A 20242-nucleotide genomic window follows, 5' to 3' on the forward strand; every position below is an offset into this window, starting at 1 on the left:
CGTAAAGTTTCTACAGCAAATTGGTTTGGTACAGCTGCATAAGAATCAAATGAATTAGATGTCAAAACCAATCTTCAGAAAAGAGGTTTACGACAAAACAATCAAAATATGAATATTAAAATATAGGGGGCTTTATGTTAGGTAAAGAAAATACAAAGGAACAAGTAACAGATAATCAATCTAGGTTAATAAGAACGCAAAAAGAAGACACATTGTCATCTAGTAGTCAGCAAATATTACAGCTGCCAGAAGGTTTTACAATAGGGAAAACAGTTGGAGGAGGGGATGGTTTCTTTCACGCGGTTGTACAAGGACTTAAGCAATTAAAGCCAGGAACAAGTGTTACTGTGAAATCTTTGAGAGAAATTTGTAGGAAGCAAGCTTTAATTAGTCAAGAAATGAAAGAAAAGATTATAGCCGATGCTAGAAACCGTGAAGATTCTACAGTAATACCTCCAGGGCCTGGTATTGATGATGATGAATTATGGAAGACTTATTTGGTTGGTATAGAATACAGTAATGAAGATATAGAAAGAATGCAGAAGGACAATAAAGAAGTGGCTTCATCATTAACTGATTTAAAGTATGGAAATACGTTGCAGGTTCCTATATGTGGCAGACCTAAAATTGAGGGAAGCATGATTTGTAATGAATATAATGTTAAGCTGCATGTTATTGAATATCTTCCCATATATGAATGGTCAGGGTCTCTTATTGATGGATTAGGATCCAAATTTGTAAGTACAGATTATAATGAAAAAGATACTATACATATAATAAATAAAGGAGATTTTCATTTTGAGCCAATCTTGAGCGAGACACTATTAATAAGTGAAATACAGAAAGAATTTACTAGTATTCTAGAGGGTTCTAATCTTATAGAAGATAGAAAGCTTAAAAAGCTAAAAAGTTTTTTTGAAGCATATCCGAGTCTAAACGTTAATTTTTAGGTGAATCAATATAATGATACACCGATACATATTGCTGTTCGTGCTGGAGAATCAAAAATTGTTAGGTTTTTGCTAAAGATAGGAACGCAAGTTGATGTTGTAAATGGAGAGGGAAAGACTCCTATAGATATTGCTAAAGATAATAACAGAAAAGATATCGCTAAGATACTGCAACCGCTTATTTCATATAAAGAAGTTGATATACCAGGAGATGGCAGTTGCTTATTTTGGTCTGTTGCTTTAGCTTACTTAACTCCCGTAAAATTTGATGATTATGCCTTCCATGAAAGGTTTAAAGAATTATTTGCGAGCGACCATGATGTACATTCAATTCAAAGGCTAATACAAAGTAATGCAAATATTTATGAGGATAGTGTAATGAGGCGGTTGGTAACGAAGAAATTTCGTTGTGAGGTTGCTGATGAAGTATGTTTCAGCCAAAGAAGATTTGAAAATAAGGTTGAAATTATGGATCTTTTTGAGAGTCACAGTGGAAGTTATTTTACAGGAGGTACCTTTAAAAAAGAGTTTGAACATGAATTCGGTGCTGAAAAAATTGAGCAGTATAATATTGACACTAGTAAACTCCAACCCAATTTTTTTGATGAAAGTGCAATAAAGGAAATTTGTACTGAACTTAATAAGATAAAAAAACGTGATCAAGTTCAGGAATTTATATTTGATACATACTTGAAATGCATGGAAATGACTCAAACTTGGGGTTGAAAGCATGAAATAAATGCAATGTCTGATCTACTAAATACAGCGATAATAGTGTCTGAGAAAGATTCAAAAGATCTTATATACAATGAAAAGAAAAAATACTGTAACAAAATACGCTTGTCTTATAAAGAAAATAATCATTATCAATTTTATCAAGTAGAGTATTCAAATTTGATGAAGTTTGTTCTGAGTTTCATTCAATCATTTGAAACGAGGCTTATTATATATGATATACTTGCAAGTACACTGAGAGAGGGAAACAGAATATTTTCGGATGGGGTGAGCATTAACAGGTTTGTGCAAAGTATTTTTGGATGTTCAACACATGATGATTGGGAGATGTTTGGTATGAAAGCATCTTTGAGAGAAGGTAATGTAACAAAAGCGACAAAAAGTTTTATTAATCTATCAGACTTAATAGGAACGTTTAATGAATATAAACTGGGCTTTAGAAAAATATTAATGGATGCTGGATGCAATATTTTTCAAAGTTTTGAAATGCAGTTTGAGAAAATAGGCTTTGATCATATTTCAAAGATAGCAGATGATATCGTAGATAAGATAATTGAATATTACATTCAGAAAGAATACAAGGGAGATTTGAGCAATATAAGAATAGCTGAAACCCTTGTTCTAAATACATACTTTTAAGGTATGTCTGCGCAGTATGGAGAAATAAGTTATAATCTTAGAGACCTATATGAAAATATCGGAATTGCAGAAGGCAGTGAAGGCTCTTTCGTCTATTATAGAAAGAAAAGTGAGGATAAATCTAGTCAGTATGGTTATCGCCGTTCCCTTATGGGTGAAAAGTCGAAAAGAACATATGATACAAGATATATTAGAGTAGAAGCTACAAACGTAGAACTTGAAAACTATGTGTATACTTTAGATGCCTTAAATATACAAGAATTTAAGGCTAAAGTGGAGAAGATATTTTATATTGTCAATAAAGAAATCCAAATTCCAAGCAAAAAGATAATTGAGGATCTTATAGTAAAAATTAAATCCCATATTGAACAAGAGGTAAGCTTTTTAAACGAGCATATCTTATTTTGTTGTCAAGAGCGCAAACAAAATTTAGATATGAATTTGAAATACTTAGTTAAAGAAGAAGGAAAAAAAGAACAACATATAATAGGAGGCAAAGAGTTAATAGGAAGAACTGAAAAAATAGTGATGTTGTATCTTTGATGGAAAAAAAATTTAAAAACAATTCCAAATTCGTTTTATTATCTAAAAGTAAAAGAAGCATTTGTAAATCATGCTGAAACAGTCTCTCAAAACTATAGCAACCTACTTGAATCAGAGCATGGTAATACAGCAAGATCTAGGAGTTTTTGGCCTAGTATAAAAGTATCAGATATAAAAAGATTATCATCTCTACTTGGGAAAATGAATTTTAAGGATGTATGTGCTCCAGTAGAAGAATTCACTGGAAGAAAGAAACAAACAGAGGAGATATATACAAAATTACATGGGGGAGAAGTAATAATAGTAGGTCCATCTGGAATTGGCAAAACTCAACTAGCTAGAAAATTTGTTGAAGAAAACAAAGGAGTTTATCTTCATATCTATGAGGTAAATACTCAAGATATATTGTCCATAGAAAGTTCTTTTGATTCCCTTGTCCGAGATAGGCTAAGCATGTGTATGGAAAGAGAAAGAAATAAAGGAGAGGAAAAATGCCTATTCCTTTTTCAGGGAGTTAAAAAAGAAGATCTAGAGAGAATTTTAAAGATCAGAGGTAAAAGAGGTGGTTTTGACTGCTTATTTACTTCTTCTGATCAAGGTTATCAAGATATAGCAGAAGTGTCTTTAGATAGTCTTGGAGAAAAAGAAGCTATACAACTTGTAAAAAGAATTTTAGAGATAGCAGATAAGTCGCAAGATGAAAAAATAAAAGCACTAATAAGAAAACTCGAAGGTTTTCCATTAGCTATAAATCTAGCAGTAGCATGTATTAAAAACAAAGGATCAAGCTCTTTGAGCGAAGCATTTGGAATTTTTGAATATTTAATACAATACGAAAGTTTTAATCAGAAATTTCCACGAAACACTAGACAAAATGAATACGATAGAATACTGCAAATAACATTACTAATCTCGATGGAAACAATAGAAAAGATGAGTTCTGGAGAGAAAGTTCTAAAAATTTTAAATGCTATGGCTTATTTTGGTCATGGTACAATTGATCCCAATTTATTTCTTCCCTGGATTAGATATGAGGATAGGCTATACTCCATTTTTAAATTGCTAGAACAATATTCGATAATTTATCCAAAAAAGGAAGGTAAATACAAGGTCTATACTATGCATGAATTAATAAAAAAAGTAATACGTTCACAGTTTACCATAGATGAGGAAAAATACATATTAAGTTGTATAATAGAATTGGTATCTGAAACTGAAGGAGGGTTTTTAGATGTAGTTCACCTCTTATCTTTGTTTGATCATGGTCAAAAATATGACTATCTAATAGAAGAAAATAAGAATCTTCCTTGTTTAATTTTAAGTGGCTTAAATGAGTTATATGAGTATCAAAAAGTTATCAATCTTACGTCGCAATTATATCAATTACTTGCTGTAGATGATGGATATTCAAGGTTGATCAAATATGAGTTTGCCTGTGCGCGAGCTGGTTTGGGATGGTATGATAAAGCATTAAAAGTCTTTCTAGATTTGAAAAAATTAGAGAAGGTAAATGATGTATTTCCTTCTCTTGCTTTGGATAAAAAAATACTTTCTATTTATCTCAAACAAAAAAATTATAAAAAAGCATTGTCGTACAGTAAATACAATAACTTTATATTTACTAGTTCATTTAACGAAGAAATCATGGAACTTATAGAAGAACATCTAGATATGGCAGTTATTATAGCTGAAGTATTTGTAATGCAAAAAAGATATACTGATGCATTTACAACTTTGTACTATGTAAGACAACTGAGAAATGAAATTTTCCTTAAAATAAGTGATTTTAACTCCGATGATGATCCTTATCTTGATCCTTCCGAGGTGTATGAATTTTATAATTTAGATACAAAATATATCTATGCCTTAGCATATTTCTTTATAGTCAAGAAAGAAAAAAAGTAACTATAAATGAAGAAGCGTTACCACATAAAGAAGATTTACCTCGTGAATTGAGTATAAAAGCTTTATTTAGGCAGCTACAAGATATTCTGATAAATCAAGAGAGTAGTCAGTACTTACAACCGGCTCCTTATTTTGTTGCAATAGAGGTAGGAAAAGTAATTCAAAGAGAATTAAGAGAGAAAGCATTGCAATATTTTGAGAAAGTGCTGAAGCTACAAAAAAATTATGGATTTTTAGATAATCATCCTAACGTACTATCTGTGAAGTTTTATATAGCTGTTTTACATAGTTGCTTAGAGGATAAAGAAAAAGCATTACAAGAACTTCAACGATTGCAAGAATTACAAGAGAAGGTTATAGGGATAAATCATCTTGATACTTTAGATACTGTATATGCTATACAAAAGTTGTTTACTAGAGATGAAGATAAATCAACATATTTAAAAAATGAGGTAGAAAAAAGAGAATCGCTCTTACAATTTGAAAATCTGATTTGAATGCTAAGGGTGTTTCAATCTTAAAAGAGCTTTATGTAGAAAAAATAGGGAAAGTTCTTCTTCAGTATCAAGTGAAGAGTTACTGCTAGGAAACAAAAGGTTTCTAGACACAGAGAGTACAAAAACTAAAAGGAGAAAAATAGATAACCAGCCAGCCAGTAAGATTTATCTTAACGATGTCAACGTAAATCTTAGTCGTCAGCAAGATGCTATAGTCAATTTATAATATTGACTGGCAAAACATTATCTTCTTACAACAGATGGGTCTAGATGCTTAAATTTTTAATATTATTTAATGATAATCTAAGGACAATTACAGTAAGGTTTCAGCAGAAGTTTAGATACATGGTTCCAGAGTGTGATGGTAGTGTAAATAAATGAGGAGCACTGTAAACATATAAATTCGAAAGGTGTAAGACCATTAAGAGTTTTAATTCTTCTAGCATAATTGTAAGCCATCATAAAATTGTAAAGATGCTTTTTGAGCTGCTGATGTGAGCGGTGGTAATATTTTTTAACTGTAGCATTTTTAAAAGTTTTATTCATACGTTCAACTTGCCCATTTGTCCAAGACTTTTGTCAAACGATGTTCAGTGTCATTTTCTTCACAAACTCTATTAAATATGTGTTGAAAAGCGTATTTATGGTGCTTCTGGGAGGCTTTGTTGAATGGCAAGGAATGAGGAGGAGTAATGAAAGGAATTTACGAGGCAAATTTGAAAATAGGCCTATATCAGTAAAGTTATTAATCAAATAGCATTTTAAAAGCACCTCTTTGAGAGGGAGTGTTAAATAAACTGTGTCAAATCGCATTTTTAGTTCAACTCGATTTTTAACCTACCAGGAAAAAAGATATCAAGTTGAGAGATAGTTAAAGCCCAATCATGTATAGGCATAGTCCATTTCTCTCCTGCCTTCTTTATAGCACAATATGCCTGTTTATACAAGGCATTTGTGCTAGTAAATGAGCCCTTGGTTTTAGTAAATTCTCGGCTATTTCTCTACTTGATATGTTTTTTTTAAATCATTCATAAAACTTTTGCTCGATACATATTTCAGTGAATTTCTTATCTGATGTACTATACATTTCTGCTTTAGGAAATACACTGTTTATTGCTTTAGGAAAGCTTTTTAACACATACAATCAGGATATCTTCTACTCCTTTCTCTTTTAAGTCATTTAACATCCCTAGCCAAAAGTTAGCTCCCTCACTTTCTGCTATATAAAAGCCTAAAACTTCTTTTCTGCCATTTTGCTAATATGTTATACATACATTTGCTTACACAATGCCCGTCCTCCTTGACCTTAAAAAAACATGAACACTATTGGATATACAGATTGTAGCGGACGACTGCGCCATTCGTTGATTACCAGTAACAATTTGTCAGTAATACTTGATATCTCTGCTGCAGATATTTTATATTTCTTCTACATGCGATGCTATATCCCATGCCACTGGCATATGTACTTAAAACCTTTGCTTCAAGTTCGGTTGTTTGCCTTTTTCTGACTACTTGTGGCTCGAAACTTCCTTCTCTATCTCTTGGTGTCAATAGTTCAAATACTTGTCCGTAAAGTCTTTGAATTTCTTCGGTTGTTTTCTTCGCTTTCAGCCGACAAATGGTTTTCTATCTCGCCTTCCCTCTAGCAGTTTTTTTATAAATGGTGTTAATGCTCCATCTCTTCCTGTCAATGGTTTTCCTTCTCGTATAGATGATAAGATATTTGTTTCTAATTCTTTATAGTCTACCAAACCGGTAGTTCTGTTTGCTTGACTCATTGTCAAACCTCCATTTTTTTATCAATTTATTACTTTACTTCTCGGTTTGACACAGTTTATTTAACACTTCCAATAAAAAAATATCAAAGTCATCATATTATATCACGAACCTTTTCCAAGACTTTTTTCATATTTTCGCTTGAAAGTGGAATTAAGCCAAGCCTAGATAAATATCCACCTTCAGTACTAATAGAGTCTACAACTTCTCTAATGAATTCCCTTAATCCATCAACAGTATCTAAGTGTTCTTTCTTTATATAAAGATATAAAGGCCTTGCTAACATATACTCCCCCGATGATATATTTTTATAAGTTGGCTCAATTCCTGCGATTGTGCTTCCTTGAATCTCATCTTGGTTTTTCGCTAAAAAGCTGAAGCTAAATATTCCTAAAGCATTTTTATTGCTCTTCAATTTTTGTATTATTATGTTTTCATTAATTCCAACTTCTATATATCTTCCATCATCTCTGATATTACTACATGCTTTCTTTCTTTTTTCTTGGTCTTGATAATTCTCTTTGAAAATCCTTGAGTTCATACATGAATATTGATCAAGCATAATAAAATTAATCAAAGTTTCATGTGTACCTGTATTTTGATGTGGGCCATAGATTTTAATTTCTGTTTTTGGTAGAGCTTGATTTACATCAGACCAAAATTTCTTGTTATTCTTTACTAATCTATCATTGTCTTCAGAATATGAAGATAAAGTTTCAAACAGGTCATTTTTTGTAAAATCAAATCTATGGCTTTGATTTGAATTTGCAATAACAATTCCATCATAGCCAATTATGATCTCTATTACTTCATTCACTTTATTTCTTTTACATAATTCTCTCTCTACTTCCTTCATAGGGCGAGATGAAGTAGTGATATCTGGTGTGCCTTCCCCTATTCCTGAACAAAACATTTTGAACCCTGATCCACTTCCTATCGATTCTACAACTGGAGTTTTAAAGGAAAATATACGGCTGAATTCTTCAGATATAAATGAGATAAAAGGAAAAACAGTTGAAGATCCAACAATTCTGATATATCTTCTGGCATCAACATTTGACAGTGGGATGAGTAATACAAATGCAAAAATAAGGAAAAGGCGTTTCAGCATCGTTTTCGCTCAAGAGTGTAAACTTAATTATCGTAATAAAAAATCAAACTGAAAAGCTTTTTTTCTAGATTTCAAAAGGTATAACGATCAAATGTGTGCGTAATGATGAGATCTGAATCACAGCATTCATACAACTGTATCTATATCGAATCCTCTTATGTTTTTCAATACTGAAAAATTCTTTCATATTAACTTAATGATGCAATATATCCTTTTCTTTAATAGATAAGTCATCATCGACTTTTTTTACATTATCATCAGTAATGTTTTGTATTTCCTTTTTGGCAACATGAAAATCATCTTCTGAGATTTCCTTATTTTTCTTCATTGCCTCTATTTCTTCCATAACATCTCTGCGTATATTTCTAATTGCAACTCGTGCATTTTCAGAAAATTGATGCAATAATTTCACTAATTTTTCACGAGTTTCTTGTGTTAAGTCTGGAAGAACTATACGTATAGTATTTCCTTCAACAACAGGATTTAAATTCAGGTTAGCATTGATTATCGCATTTTTTACTTCACCGATAACAGTAGCATCCCAAACTTTAACTGATAGAGTTTTGTTATCTATAGCTGAAACTCCTGCAACTTGGTTCAGTTTTTGATGTCCACCATAGATATTTACAACTATACCATCAAGTAATGATGCGTTAGCTCTACCAGTACGTACACCTTTCATATCATCGTGAAAAGACTGAATAGTTTTTAGCATTCTTTCTTTTGTTTTAGCTTTTATTTCGTTTAACATAAATTACCTAATGTTTACAATCTGAAACTATAGTATAAGTGCCTTGACCCTTAATAATATCAACCATTTTTTCTCTTTTTAAAGAAAAAACTACAATTGGGATAGAATTCTCACGAGCAAGTGAAATTGCTGATGCATCCATAACTTTTAAATCACGAGTTAGCAGATCTGTATAAGAAAGCCTATCATACATCACAGCATTCTCATTTTTTTTTGGATCGGCAGAATATACACCACTTACTTGAGTACCTTTTAAAATAACATCACAATTCATTTCAACAGCACGTAAAGCTGCAGCTGTATCTGTAGTAAAAAACGGGTTACCTGTGCCTGCTGCAAAAATGACTACTCTACCTTTCTCTAAATGATGAATAGCCTTCCTTCTTATATAAGGTTCACATATAGTAGTCATGGGTATAGCAGACAACACCCTAGAGACTATAGAGCTTTTTTCTAAAAAATTTTGCAAAATTAAAGCATTAATGACAGTACCAAGCATTCCAATATAATCACTGCTTGCTCTTTCACAGCCACTTAAAGATGCTGATGCACCACGAAAAATATTCCCACCACCAACAACAATACAAACTTGAACTCCGAGATTACAAACTTCAACTATGTCTTTGGATAGTTTATCTATAACTTCCATATCATGGCCAAATAGCTTTGATCCCATCAAAGCCTCCCCAGAGATTTTGAATAACACTCTGGGGTACTTTACTTCTGAAGTTTTGTTACTTACTTGCACCATCCAAAGTAAGTAACTTATAATTAGCTAATTTAACAGCACTTGATTCTATAAAATCAGCAATCTTCATTTTATCATCTTTTATAAACTTCTGCTCTAGCAGAACAACTTCTTCATAGTATTTAGCCATTCGTCCATCTACTATTTTTTTCGCTACCTCTTCAGGTTTATTTAAGCTCTTTACTTGCTCCTCAATTATAGAACGCTCATTGTTTAATTTTTCTTGATCTAAATCATCTATAGATAAAGCTTCAGGTTTCATAGCAACTACATGCATAGCTATTTGCTTTCCAATCTCTTGTTTATCACCAGATGATTGCAATGCTACTAAAGCACCAATCTTACCTAAGCCATGCATATCACCATGTACGTATCCAGAAATAATCCCATCTTTAGTCTCTAGGTAGCAAAGATTGCTTAACTCTAACTTCTCACCAAGAACCGATGTACCACTCATAATAGCTTCCTGCACTGTACCAACATCTTCATATTTGGCATTTTTTAACTCATCAAGACTAGTACAACGTTCTTGACAAGCAATTGATGCTAAATTTGAAACTAATGCTATGAACTTCTCATTTCTAGCAACAAAATCAGTTTCACAATTGACTTTAACCAATACACCATAATTTTTAGCCAAGCACATAGCAATAAGCCCATCCGAAGCTACTCTATCAGACTTTTTGTCAGCTTTAGCAAATCCTATTGTACGTAACCTATCAACGGCTTTCTTAATATCACCATCACACTCTTCTAACGCTTTCTTACAATCGCTTAAGCCAAGCCCTGTTCTATCGCGTAATTCCCTTATACTACTTGAATCCATCTTCATTTACTTACTACTACCTCCTTTGCTGTTTCAACCTTAATACGCTTCTTTTTAGTTTGCACAATATCCTCTTCTTTTCCTTGAATAAGCTCATCATCCTTAACTCTAGACCTTGTCAAACTAGACTCTATTCCAGCTAATATAGAATCAGCAACTAATTTACAATAGAGCTCTATTGATTTTCTTGAATCATCATTTCCTGGTATAGGATAGGCAATACCATCTGGATCAGAATTGGTATCAAGTACTCCAACTACAGGAATACCCAGTTTTTTAGCCTCTTTAACCGCTATATGCTCTTTGTTAGTATCAATAATAAATAAAATATCAGGAACTGCTCCCATTTCTCTAATTCCACCCAATTCTTTATCAAGCTTTTTTCTTTTCTTTTCAATGTTTCCTAATTCTTTTTTTGTTAAGATGCTATCTTCATCATTGGATATTTTCTCATATTGTATCAAAGTTTTTATCGAAAAAGAAACAGTGTTCCAATTAGTAAGCATACCACCAAGCCATCGATCATTTACATAATACTGACCACAACGAACTGCTTCACTTGCAACAATATCTAAAGCTTGAAATTTCGTACCAACAAATAAAATGCGACCATCTTGAGATGCAACATCGTATAAAGCTTTCATCGCCGCCTCTAACAATGGTAATGTTTTTCGTAAGTCTATTATGTGTATACGATTCTCTTGATGTATACCATATATATATGGGGCCATTTTCGCATTCCAGCGACTAACTTTATGGCCAAAATGCACACCAGATTCAGCTAAATCACGTATAGTAACTTTAGGCAAATTTGTCATATTTACTCCTCCAAATAGTTTATCCTCCATGGCATAACCCTAACGGGACTACTTGCATAAGCCATGTGTGAAATTAAGTTATTTACATGGTAATAAAAAAGACAAAAAAGCGCAAACAAAAAATATTGACAAGTGGCAACACGTTGATTAGCTTTAAGGTTGCAAACGTTAAAAAGCAATGGGGGTGTAGCTCAGTTGGTTAGAGCGCATGCCTGTCACGCATGAGGTCGTGAGTTCAAGTCTCATCACTCCCGCCATTACAGCAGAAACACCTTAAAATTCTTTAAGTTTCTTATTAATTTGAATTAATTTCTTTCAGAGACTTGACATGATATTGTAATTGCTGCTTAATCTATTTAATTTTATTATTAATAATTGGGATTAAATATGTTCATTTCTGAGGTTTTTGCGGCAGATGCGACTAACAATGTATCAGCATCTGTTGCTAACTTTATTCCACTCATTTTAATATTTGTAGTATTTTATTTTCTCATTATTCGCCCCAATCACAAAAAACTAAAAGAACATAGAAGGATGATAGATCAAATAAAACGTGGTGATACGGTTATTACTTCTAGTGGAATAATAGGTGAAGTAAACAAAGTTGACGAAGTAAATGCACAACTAATACTAGAAATAGCACCAAAAATTGAAATAAAAATCCTAAAGTCTGCTATATCTGAAATCTTAAATAAAGAAATTCAAAAGCCAGTAGCTAAATCTATTGAAAAAAGCAAAGTTGAAAAGAATGGCAAGAAAAATAAACTAGAGGAAAGTAAAAAAGACAAAAATGCTTCATAATTTACGAAGTGTGTGGAATATTAGGTATAGTAAGTAGCGGTGATTCAGTAATACCAACTTTACTAACCGCGTTGCAAAAATTGGAATACAGAGGGTATGACTCTTCAGGTATAGCAATTATAAATAATAGAGGTAAAATAGAAGTCAAAAAATCAGAAGGTAAAGTTGAAAGATTATGTGAAGTTGTTCATGAGAGCAAGATATCTAGTAGCAAAGTTGGTATAGCACATACTCGTTGGGCTACACATGGAGTTCCAAATCTTAAAAATGCTCATCCCATTTATATAAATAATGTTGTTGTTGCTCATAATGGCATAATTGAAAATTACAATATATTAAAAAAGGATCTGGAGGAAAAGGGAGTATCTTTTCATACCGACACTGATACAGAAGTAATACCAAACATATTAACTGCATATCTTAATGAAGGATTGTCACCAGTTGATTCTATATTACAGTGTCTAAACAATTTACAAGGTTCACTTGCTTTGGCTTTATTATTTGCAGAATATCCAGATACTTTATTTGTTGCAAAAAGAAATTTGCCTTTAGCAATAGGATATAACTGTAATAAAGTGTTTGCTGCTTCTGATACTAATACTTTGAATTCATTTGTAGAAAAAATATTGCATTTAGAAGATAATGATATTGCAGTAATAAAATCTAACGAATTCAGTATATATAATAATGGTATACAAGTTAAACGCAGAACAGAAAATAGCAGTCCAAGAAATTTTCTAATTAGTAAAAATGGTTACCCTAGCTTTATGCTAAAAGAAATTTTTGAGCAACCGTATGCATTAAACAAAACAATAAATCAATTTTATAAACAATATAAAGAAATCAACAAAGAATTATTTTCTGAACTAGGTTACATTACTATAGTTGGATGCGGTTCATCCTATTTTGCTGGACTAATAGCAAAGTGTTGGCTGGAAAGTATTGCTCAAATTCGGGTATATCTAGAAATCTCGTCAGAATTTAGGTATAGCAGCGTCAAGCTCGAAGAAGGTAGTATTGGCTTATTCATTTCTCAATCTGGTGAAACTGCAGATACTATGGAAGCACTACGTTATGCGAGATTGCAGAAACAAATGATCATTAGCATAATTAATACATTTAATAGCAGCATAGAAAAAGCCTCAGATATTGTATTGCATACTCTTGCTGGACCTGAGATTGGTGTTGCTTCGACAAAAACCTTTTCTACGCAGCTTGCAATTTTAGCATGCTTTGCTGTAGAGCTTGGAAAAATAAAAGGTATACTGGGTAGAGAGAGGATAAAGGAACTAAGCGGTGCTATTAATTCCATTCCCGAACATGTAGAGCATGTTTTGAATGTGATGGAAATACAACATATATCAGGCAGTATATTAGAGCACAATAATATAATTATAATTGGGAGAGGAAGCTCATATGGAGTTGCAATGGAAGGTGCATTGAAGATAAAAGAGCTTTCATATATCAACACAATTGGTATTGCAGCGGGAGAAATGAAGCACGGTTCTATCGCCTTGATAGACTCTACTGTACTTGTTATCGCAATTATTCCTTACGATAATTTATTCTTTAAAACGCTATCCAATATACAAGAGATTATTGCAAGAAAAGGTAAAGTAATTGCCTTTAGTGATAAGCAAGGAGCACCGCTCTTAAAGGGAATTTGCATAGATGTGGTGCAACTTCCAGAAGTTGACAATTTTGTTTCTCCAATTATCTACAGTGTTGCTATGCAATTTCTTGCTTATTCTATTGCAGAAAAAAAAGGGTTAGATGTAGATTGTCCGAGAAATTTAGCTAAATCTGTCACAGTTGAGTAACTTATTTAAAGTGAGTTGCTAATTAACAGCTCTAATTGTCAGTTATAAATTACTGAATTTTACTAATAAATTCATTGCTATCATTAGCCCTCTGCGAAAGAATATGTAACTAATGTAAGGATGAGAGAGGCTAAAATCCACGCCTCAAATTAACAAGATTTGCCATTATGGTTACCAGACACAACTTAACCTAGCAAGCAAGAATTAACTAACAGAAAAATTGAAAACTAATATCAGTCTCTTATGTAATGCTACTAATATTTTTCTAATATGTTTTCTATTCAGGAAAGTCTACATCGCCATAACAATATTTACTAGAATGAGGTCTTGTCTCATTGTAAAAACACAACCAATGATCAACGTCTATCTGAAGATCTTCTAATGAATTGTAGATTGTTTTACAAAAAAAGAGGAGTAAATGAGAGTTCAGTAACTTGATTATAGAGTTGTACTGCCTTTCCATATTTGAAGCAAGTTGTTATTCTATCTCAAACCGTAGCACAAAGTAAATATGGCAATTTACACTAAAATTTTCTGTTTATGATTTATATTATGTAAAGATACTATTTGACCTTGAGCTTTAAAGATATTATGTAATAGCATTATTTAATATGCGAGGTTTATTATGGCTAAAGTAAGTGCTGGTGAAAACTCAAAAAAGCTTAAAGATGGTAAAAATCAGCCCATATCACCAAAAAAGTTCAAAGGCAGTCAGTCTATGTCACCAAAACGGAGTCAGAATTCTGTGAAAAGCTATGGAATGCATTAGAATCATTAGAAGAAGCAAAATCAGAGTTAAAAAAAAGAAAATTTGAAATAGAACTAAAAAAAGACACTAAAATATCAGACGAAGGAATAGAAAAAGTAGTGGAATTGGAAAGGAAAACAGAAAAAGAGATAGAAGAAATAGCAATGCCAATATCAACGTTACTACTTAAGGAAACAATAATAAAATTATAAGGAACAAAAATAATAATTTTTTTTAAAAAATTAGAAAAACAAGTAAAAGAAATGCAAGAATTATGTAAGAAACTAGAATTAAATGCTAAAATAGAAGAAGAAGATCTAAATAAGCTCGAGGATATAAAGAAAGAATCAGAAAAGTGTTGCAGAGAGTTAGTGAGCTATATGCCTAATTCAAATAATCCTAGAATGTTGTACACTGCTGTTATTGGTGTTGGTCTTGCTGTTGGGCTGGTAGCAAGTACTATACTTGAACATACAACTAGACTAAGTATATTAGCAATAATTGGCATAGCTACAGCATCTGCACTCGTAGCTGGTGGTGCTACATATGAAGCACTAAGACCTAATACTAAAATAGATGAATCAAAAGAAGTCCAAATAAAGAGTTCTCATCACTCACTTTCCTAATCACACTTTAATTCAAACTTTATCAGTTTTATTCAAGTTGCTTCTAAAAGGAGAATATCAATGGTGTTCTCCTTACTGATTTGGTTAAAATGCAGAAAACGCCTATGTCAAAATTTACACAGATGTTAAGTGCTGCCACTAATTCCCAGTTAGTACAATTTGTGTATCTTATTGACATATTTAATTTATTCTGTTACAATTTTTAGTAATTAGGTTGGGGTAAAACAATGAAGAGTTTTAAATGGCTACTTAATCAAGTCAGACTTTCATGGATTAGCTTAATATCAAAAGTAAAGAGCTTTTTTCAAACTAACGATACACATCATCAAACAACTGCTAGCAATGGAAATGATCATACAAGAAAAATAAGTGTAGAAAATACAATAGAGGAGAAAGTTAATGAAGAGGATGTATGGTATGATTCTCTGAAAGAACAAGAGCCAGGTAAAAAAGAAAGAGATCTGGATGAAGAAGAATTTTTTGATGCTATTGAAAATTTGGATGAAGAGGAAGTGAGTGCTAACATAGAAGGAAAAGAGTATGAAAAAAATAAGTACTATAGTCTACAAGATGGTCTACAAGAAAAAAATGAATTTGATCACACAACGCACACTCTTACACTTGCTTTTGAAATTGAAAAGCCATTTCCAGACTCTGACCTTAGTAAATTTAAGTTATGCGAACTTAAGCAAAATGGTGATAAATATACGTTTATCTTAGAAAATGATCAGAAAAGTCGAATAGAATTACACTCTAAATATCTCAATATTTATTTTCCTAAGTATTTTGAGAAACACAGTAAAAAAGGAGCTTACACCGAACTTTTTTCTCAAGAAGAAAATAGAATTAGCAATGATATTATAATACCGCTACAAGTTCCAAAAGAAGCAAGCATATTTACCAAAGAGTGCAATTGGTTAATAAGAAAGGTTGTAGGTGAAATACCAGATTATCCAGTGGGCAAATCGCTTAAATACTGCAGGAGTCGTGTAAATTTCTTTCTTAACTCAAACAATACTATATCTCTTTTTCTAACGTCAGCATGGACAAAATGTGCAGCTAAATCATCAGGTACTCAGATAGAAACAAACTGGCCAGTAAAGGATATTCTAGTCAGAGGTAGTTTTATTAATCAGCATATTCCTAGAGTTGAAGAAGCTTATATTGATAAGCATTATATAGTTGAAGAAACTTTTGAAGTAGTTAACGTAGAATGTGCATCAGAGCTGAAGATTTCTCAACCTAGCATATAGCCTTATATTCTTTCATCAGCATGATATAATTTTGTGCAGATTGTGTAATATGTTTTATTTCCTCATCTGACATTTTTTTGAAGAATTGTGCTGGCCTGCCAGCCCATACTTCACCACTTTTTATCACTTTTCCATGTGTCACCAGTGAGCCAGCAGCTACCATAGCTCCAGACTCGACAATCGCATGATCCATTATAACAGAGCCCATACCAATAAATGCTTTATCATGTATCGTGCATGCATGTAACACACAAAAATGTCCAACCGTCACTATACTACCAATAATCGTGTCACCGCCTGGATTTCTATCTACATGAATTACAGTGCCATCTTGAATATTCGTTTCATCACCTATTTTGATTGATCCAACATCTCCTCTGATCACACAATTAAACCAGATACTCGCATTCCTTCCTATTTCAACGTTACCTATGATACGCACACCATCTGCGATAAAAGAACTTTCATCCATTTTTGGTTCATAATCTTTGTATTTTAAAATTTGATAGCTCATAATTTAAATAAGGTTTAATACATACTTGGGTTCCAGTAGTCAAGTTACTCGGGTAAAGATATTCTTGACTTATGATCCTTATGCTCCTAAAATCTTTATTTTCAGCTCTATTCATAATGTCAGTAACAGTACTTAGTGTACTTCAAATAATATTAGTTGTTGTATTGGTAATTTTAGTGCTCCTGCAGCCACCTGGAAGTAGTTCATTAAGTGGCTTTAGTAATTCACAACAGGGAATGAATTCAATAATTCCGGTAAAGTCTTCTGAAAATCCACTCAGTAGAATAACTTCTATAGTTGCTGGGCTGTTCATTATAAATACACTGTTACTATCAGGATTATGTTCAAAAGATGTACATAAAAAATCAATTGCAGAGAAGATTATATCAGAAAAGAAGCAAGAAGGCCAATCAACTTCTGTTCCATTTGAAAATTAATGAAAGAAACCAAGTTTATCTTTGTTACAGGTGGAGTTGTTTCATCACTTGGTAAGGGTTTAGTTGCTTCAAGTGTGGGAGCACTTCTTCAAGCTCATGGATTCAATGTTCGCATCAGAAAGCTTGACCCATATCTCAACATTGATCCTGGAACAATGAGCCCAGCTCAGCACGGGGAAGTATTTGTTACTGAGGATGGTGCTGAAACTGATTTAGACCTTGGACATTACGAGCGTTTTACTAAAATTAAAGCAACCAAGGACGACAATATAACAACTGGTAAAGTATATAATAAATTATTAAAGAAGGAAAGGTGTGGTGATTATCTAGGCAAAACTGTGCAAATCATTCCTCATGTGACAGATTTAATCAAATCTTTCATTTTTAATGGTACAGAAGATTTAGATTTTGTAATATGCGAAATAGGCGGAACCGTAGGTGATATTGAAAGCCAACCGTTTTTGGAAGCTATACGCCAAGTTAATTATAAACTAGGAAAGCAAAAAGTTATCCTTATTCACTTAACTTTAATACCATATCTCACTGCAGCACAAGAATTAAAGACAAAACCGACACAGCATTCAGTTCGAGAGTTAAACTCTGCGGGGTTACAACCAGATATTATATTATGTCGCAGTGAAAAAGAAATTTCCGATAATCAAAAAGAAAAGATAGCCAATCTTTGCAATGTTTCTTTATCTAACGTAATACCTGCTCCTGATGTAAACCATATATACGAGTTACCGTCCTTGTATAATCAATGTGGGCTCGGGACACAAATTTTGGATCACTTTCACTTAAGTAAGCCAAAACCAAGCTTACCTGAATGGGACCAAATAGTACACTCTATGAGACATCCAACACAAGAAGTTATCGTTTCCATAGTAGGAAAATATACTGAATTTCCTGACGCATATAAATCACTGATTGAAGCATTAAACCATGGTGCAATTAGTAATAAAGCTAGAGTGAAGATAAATTGGGTCAACTCAAGAGAAGAGAATGGAAAATCTATAGATGCAAAGTTTATCAGAGAAAAATTACAAAGCTCTAATTCAGTCCTTGTTCCAGGAGGATTTGGTGATAATGGAATAGAAGGTAAAATATTAGCAATAAACTATGCCCGTGTAAATAACATTCCTTTTTTAGGAATATGTCTTGGTATGCAGCTTGCAGTGATTGAATTTGCTCGTAACGTTATTAAGCTTGAAGATGTACACTCTGAAGAATTTTATACTTGCAAACACCCAATCATCAAGCTCGCTGATGGTAAGAACGTTGATCTTGGTGGAACCATGAGACTTGGAACATACACGTGTAATGTAAGTCCAAATTCAAAAATGGCAAATGTGTATAGTAGTGTCACTATTTCAGAAAGACACAGACACAGATATATAGTTAATTTAGATTATAAAAATAACTTAGAAGAGAATGGAATGATATGCAGTGGTATATCAGAAGATAAAACATGCATAGAGGCAGTGGAGCTAAAAAATCACTCATGGTTTATTGGTGTGCAATTTCATCCAGAATTTCAATCAAGACCATTTTCTCCTCATCCTCTCTTTACATCATTTATTAAGGCAGCTATTGACAATAGAGTTTAATAGAACTTAATAAACTATATTCTAATAGAGAGGTAAAAAATGTTACTAAGAAATAGTAAAGATAGCATTACATATGGATCTGCACCTTCGAGGAATTGAATAGGCATGTAGAACAAATAATATATAAATTAGAGGAGGATCAAATTATAGAGGATATAATGGAAGAAGTAGTTGTAGCTATAAACGAACTAAAATCGGTAGAAGAAATAAAAAAATATTTAAAGCGAGAAATAGATAGCCTTGTAAAAAGGACAATAGTCCTTAGTGAATTCTATAACCTAGAAAAAATAGAAAAGCCAAGAAAAGAAAATTATATTTACCCAAGCACCTAATGTTTAAGTACCAATACATGGAACTTGCCATAGAGCAAGCAAAACTTGCTCAGAAAGATGGCGAAGTGCCAATAGGTGCTGTAATAGTTAATGGAAACAATATCATCTCCTCTGCACACAATATATCTAATGATCCAACTGCACATGCAGAAATGTTAACAATTAGAAAAGCATTTTCAACTTCCACGCTTTATGAAGCTGAAATGTACGTAACGTTAGAGCCGTGCCCGATGTGCGCTCAAGCTATCTCTTTTGCAAAAATTAAACGTCTGTACTTCGGGGCTTACAATCCCAAAGGTGGAGGAGTTGAAAACGGCACTAGAATATTTCAATTCTGTAACCACATACCTGAAGTTTATGGTGGAATATTAGAAACAAAATGTTCTCTTTTGTTAAAAGATTTCTTTGAGAAATTGAGAACTTAGTTTAAGATGTGTGAGATTGTTTCAATATTTTTTGAGTAAAATCTGTATTATAACTCTTTCGTATATTTGACCAATTTGCTCATGCAACGTACATAAGGGGTGTTATTACGATAACTCCGTTGCAGAAAAGTTTACTCAAAAGGGAGCTTCTTATTGATACTTATCAACGTTCTGTTCAACAAACTAGAACTTCCATATTTAAACACGTAGAAATTAGATTTCTTGCACTACTGGAATTTAAAGAGTTCCAGCGCGTAACGCTGGAATCTAGATTTTCTTGCTAAATCCCAGCTGGGATGACGCTTAGTTATGCAAGAAATCTATTTTTTATCATAAATAACTTAAATATTATATTATAAACTCTGCTAAATTTATTC

General features: G+C 32.6%; 21 protein-coding genes, 1 tRNA gene and 3 pseudogenes. 16 read left to right on the forward strand and 9 right to left on the reverse strand.

The genetic code is table 11. The annotated features are described in order from the left end of the window. The first annotated feature begins 134 nt into the window (after positions 1-134). The 6 genes from OPR44_RS06485 (at position 135) to OPR44_RS06510 (ending at position 5269) form a co-directional block, all read left to right on the forward strand. Positions 135-950 carry an OTU domain-containing protein gene (locus OPR44_RS06485; protein WP_265014746.1) on the forward strand — a complete coding sequence of 272 codons (816 nt, stop codon included), beginning with the start codon at positions 135-137 and terminating at the stop codon, positions 948-950. Further along, the gene (locus OPR44_RS06490; protein WP_265014747.1) at positions 951-1676 is read left to right on the forward strand and encodes an ankyrin repeat domain-containing protein; all 726 of its coding nucleotides are present in this window, start codon (positions 951-953) and stop codon (positions 1674-1676) included. Between the two features lie 18 nt (positions 1677-1694). Continuing rightward, complete coding sequence (locus tag OPR44_RS06495; protein WP_265014748.1) at positions 1695-2324, forward strand: hypothetical protein; 630 nt, start codon at positions 1695-1697, stop codon at positions 2322-2324. A gap of 3 nt (positions 2325-2327) precedes the next feature. Beyond that, positions 2328-2867: a hypothetical protein gene (locus OPR44_RS06500; RefSeq protein WP_265014749.1), complete on the forward strand. Its 540-nt coding sequence runs from the start codon at positions 2328-2330 to the stop codon at positions 2865-2867. Between the two features lie 201 nt (positions 2868-3068). Next, positions 3069-4772: a P-loop NTPase family protein gene (locus OPR44_RS06505; RefSeq protein WP_265014750.1), complete on the forward strand. Its 1704-nt coding sequence runs from the start codon at positions 3069-3071 to the stop codon at positions 4770-4772. A gap of 47 nt (positions 4773-4819) precedes the next feature. Beyond that, positions 4820-5269 carry a tetratricopeptide repeat protein gene (locus tag OPR44_RS06510; protein WP_265014751.1) on the forward strand — a complete coding sequence of 150 codons (450 nt, stop codon included), beginning with the start codon at positions 4820-4822 and terminating at the stop codon, positions 5267-5269. Positions 5270-5572: 303 nt separating this feature from the next. Here the strand turns inward: OPR44_RS06510 and OPR44_RS06515 are convergent. The 7 genes and pseudogenes from OPR44_RS06515 to rpsB all read right to left on the reverse strand — a co-directional run. Then, positions 5573-5909: pseudogene (locus OPR44_RS06515) on the reverse strand (integrase core domain-containing protein); the annotation flags it as partial. Positions 5910-6084: 175 nt separating this feature from the next. Beyond that, positions 6085-7050, reverse strand: a pseudogene (locus OPR44_RS06520) (IS256 family transposase). 92 nt (positions 7051-7142) lie between these two features. Next, positions 7143-8159, reverse strand: a complete 1017-nt coding sequence (locus OPR44_RS06525) for a substrate-binding domain-containing protein (protein ID WP_135352867.1) — start codon at positions 8157-8159, stop codon at positions 7143-7145. A 193-nt stretch (positions 8160-8352) separates the two neighbouring features. After that, on the reverse strand, positions 8353-8910 hold the full coding sequence (gene frr / locus OPR44_RS06530) for a ribosome recycling factor (protein WP_265014752.1): 558 nt from the start codon (positions 8908-8910) through the stop codon (positions 8353-8355). 7 nt (positions 8911-8917) lie between these two features. Further along, a complete protein-coding gene (gene pyrH / locus OPR44_RS06535) occupies positions 8918-9661 on the reverse strand; it encodes a UMP kinase (protein ID WP_265014753.1) in 744 nt (247 codons plus the stop codon). Beyond that, on the reverse strand, positions 9645-10490 hold the full coding sequence (gene tsf / locus OPR44_RS06540) for a translation elongation factor Ts (RefSeq protein ID WP_265014754.1): 846 nt from the start codon (positions 10488-10490) through the stop codon (positions 9645-9647). Before tsf ends, pyrH begins: the two co-directional genes overlap by 17 nt. After that, positions 10487-11302, reverse strand: a complete 816-nt coding sequence (gene rpsB, locus OPR44_RS06545) for a 30S ribosomal protein S2 (protein ID WP_264375403.1) — start codon at positions 11300-11302, stop codon at positions 10487-10489. The genes tsf and rpsB overlap by 4 nt, the downstream gene beginning before the upstream one ends. 180 nt (positions 11303-11482) lie before the next feature. On the opposite strand from rpsB, the gene OPR44_RS06550 reads away from it, so the two are divergent. The 3 genes from OPR44_RS06550 (at position 11483) to glmS (ending at position 13923) form a co-directional block, all read left to right on the forward strand. Further along, positions 11483-11559, forward strand: a tRNA-Asp gene (locus OPR44_RS06550). Between the two features lie 130 nt (positions 11560-11689). Further along, a complete protein-coding gene (yajC, locus tag OPR44_RS06555) occupies positions 11690-12103 on the forward strand; it encodes a preprotein translocase subunit YajC (RefSeq protein WP_264376442.1) in 414 nt (137 codons plus the stop codon). An 8-nt stretch (positions 12104-12111) separates the two neighbouring features. Next, a complete protein-coding gene (gene glmS / locus OPR44_RS06560) occupies positions 12112-13923 on the forward strand; it encodes a glutamine--fructose-6-phosphate transaminase (isomerizing) (RefSeq protein WP_265014755.1) in 1812 nt (603 codons plus the stop codon). A 298-nt stretch (positions 13924-14221) separates the two neighbouring features. Here glmS and OPR44_RS08800 read toward each other — a convergent pair. Beyond that, positions 14222-14335, reverse strand: a pseudogene (locus tag OPR44_RS08800) (IS481 family transposase); the annotation flags it as partial. Between the two features lie 213 nt (positions 14336-14548). On the opposite strand from OPR44_RS08800, the gene OPR44_RS06565 reads away from it, so the two are divergent. From OPR44_RS06565 to OPR44_RS06575, 3 genes are all read left to right on the forward strand, one after another. Continuing rightward, entirely contained in the window at positions 14549-14692 is a 144-nt protein-coding gene (locus tag OPR44_RS06565; RefSeq protein WP_265014756.1) for a hypothetical protein, read from the forward strand. 242 nt (positions 14693-14934) lie between these two features. Continuing rightward, a complete protein-coding gene (locus tag OPR44_RS06570) occupies positions 14935-15297 on the forward strand; it encodes a hypothetical protein (protein ID WP_265014757.1) in 363 nt (120 codons plus the stop codon). A 227-nt stretch (positions 15298-15524) separates the two neighbouring features. Beyond that, positions 15525-16550: a hypothetical protein gene (locus OPR44_RS06575; protein ID WP_265014758.1), complete on the forward strand. Its 1026-nt coding sequence runs from the start codon at positions 15525-15527 to the stop codon at positions 16548-16550. Here the strand turns inward: OPR44_RS06575 and OPR44_RS06580 are convergent. Further along, entirely contained in the window at positions 16540-17064 is a 525-nt protein-coding gene (locus OPR44_RS06580; protein WP_213863939.1) for a gamma carbonic anhydrase family protein, read from the reverse strand. The genes OPR44_RS06575 and OPR44_RS06580 overlap by 11 nt on opposite strands. Positions 17065-17180: 116 nt before the next feature. On the opposite strand from OPR44_RS06580, the gene secG reads away from it, so the two are divergent. The 4 genes from secG to OPR44_RS06600 all read left to right on the forward strand — a co-directional run bounded on the left by secG (position 17181) and on the right by OPR44_RS06600 (position 19865). Beyond that, positions 17181-17501 carry a preprotein translocase subunit SecG gene (gene secG, locus OPR44_RS06585; RefSeq protein ID WP_007302593.1) on the forward strand — a complete coding sequence of 107 codons (321 nt, stop codon included), beginning with the start codon at positions 17181-17183 and terminating at the stop codon, positions 17499-17501. Next, the gene (locus tag OPR44_RS06590; protein WP_264377730.1) at positions 17501-19108 is read left to right on the forward strand and encodes a CTP synthase; all 1608 of its coding nucleotides are present in this window, start codon (positions 17501-17503) and stop codon (positions 19106-19108) included. Before secG ends, OPR44_RS06590 begins: the two co-directional genes overlap by 1 nt. Before the next feature lie 95 nt (positions 19109-19203). Beyond that, positions 19204-19440, forward strand: coding sequence for a hypothetical protein (locus OPR44_RS06595; protein ID WP_245970079.1), 237 nt, complete (start codon positions 19204-19206; stop codon positions 19438-19440). 17 nt (positions 19441-19457) lie between these two features. Next, on the forward strand, positions 19458-19865 hold the full coding sequence (locus OPR44_RS06600; protein WP_211907921.1) for a nucleoside deaminase: 408 nt from the start codon (positions 19458-19460) through the stop codon (positions 19863-19865). The last annotated feature ends 377 nt before the right edge of the window (positions 19866-20242 follow it).

The organism is Wolbachia endosymbiont (group B) of Camptogramma bilineatum, from assembly GCF_947251825.1.
Taxonomy (GTDB): Bacteria; Pseudomonadota; Alphaproteobacteria; order Rickettsiales; family Anaplasmataceae; genus Wolbachia.

Excerpts from the sequence above, each read along its gene's own strand:
- OPR44_RS06485 (WP_265014746.1), top strand. The coding sequence starts at position 135 with ATGTTAGGTAAAGAAAATACAAAGGAACAAGTAACAGATAATCAATCT.
- OPR44_RS06495 (WP_265014748.1), top strand. The coding sequence starts at position 1,695 with ATGTCTGATCTACTAAATACAGCGATAATAGTGTCTGAGAAAGATTCA.
- OPR44_RS06500 (WP_265014749.1), top strand. The coding sequence starts at position 2,328 with ATGTCTGCGCAGTATGGAGAAATAAGTTATAATCTTAGAGACCTATAT.
- OPR44_RS06505 (WP_265014750.1), top strand. The coding sequence starts at position 3,069 with ATGAATTTTAAGGATGTATGTGCTCCAGTAGAAGAATTCACTGGAAGA.
- OPR44_RS06525 (WP_135352867.1), bottom strand. The coding sequence starts at position 8,159 with ATGCTGAAACGCCTTTTCCTTATTTTTGCATTTGTATTACTCATCCCA.
- frr (WP_265014752.1), bottom strand. The coding sequence starts at position 8,910 with ATGTTAAACGAAATAAAAGCTAAAACAAAAGAAAGAATGCTAAAAACT.
- pyrH (WP_265014753.1), bottom strand. The coding sequence starts at position 9,661 with ATGGTGCAAGTAAGTAACAAAACTTCAGAAGTAAAGTACCCCAGAGTG.
- tsf (WP_265014754.1), bottom strand. The coding sequence starts at position 10,490 with ATGAAGATGGATTCAAGTAGTATAAGGGAATTACGCGATAGAACAGGG.
- rpsB (WP_264375403.1), bottom strand. The coding sequence starts at position 11,302 with ATGACAAATTTGCCTAAAGTTACTATACGTGATTTAGCTGAATCTGGT.
- yajC (WP_264376442.1), top strand. The coding sequence starts at position 11,690 with ATGTTCATTTCTGAGGTTTTTGCGGCAGATGCGACTAACAATGTATCA.
- OPR44_RS06565 (WP_265014756.1), top strand. The coding sequence starts at position 14,549 with ATGGCTAAAGTAAGTGCTGGTGAAAACTCAAAAAAGCTTAAAGATGGT.
- OPR44_RS06570 (WP_265014757.1), top strand. The coding sequence starts at position 14,935 with ATGCAAGAATTATGTAAGAAACTAGAATTAAATGCTAAAATAGAAGAA.
- OPR44_RS06575 (WP_265014758.1), top strand. The coding sequence starts at position 15,525 with ATGAAGAGTTTTAAATGGCTACTTAATCAAGTCAGACTTTCATGGATT.
- OPR44_RS06580 (WP_213863939.1), bottom strand. The coding sequence starts at position 17,064 with ATGAGCTATCAAATTTTAAAATACAAAGATTATGAACCAAAAATGGAT.
- secG (WP_007302593.1), top strand. The coding sequence starts at position 17,181 with ATGTCAGTAACAGTACTTAGTGTACTTCAAATAATATTAGTTGTTGTA.
- OPR44_RS06590 (WP_264377730.1), top strand. The coding sequence starts at position 17,501 with ATGAAAGAAACCAAGTTTATCTTTGTTACAGGTGGAGTTGTTTCATCA.
- OPR44_RS06600 (WP_211907921.1), top strand. The coding sequence starts at position 19,458 with ATGGAACTTGCCATAGAGCAAGCAAAACTTGCTCAGAAAGATGGCGAA.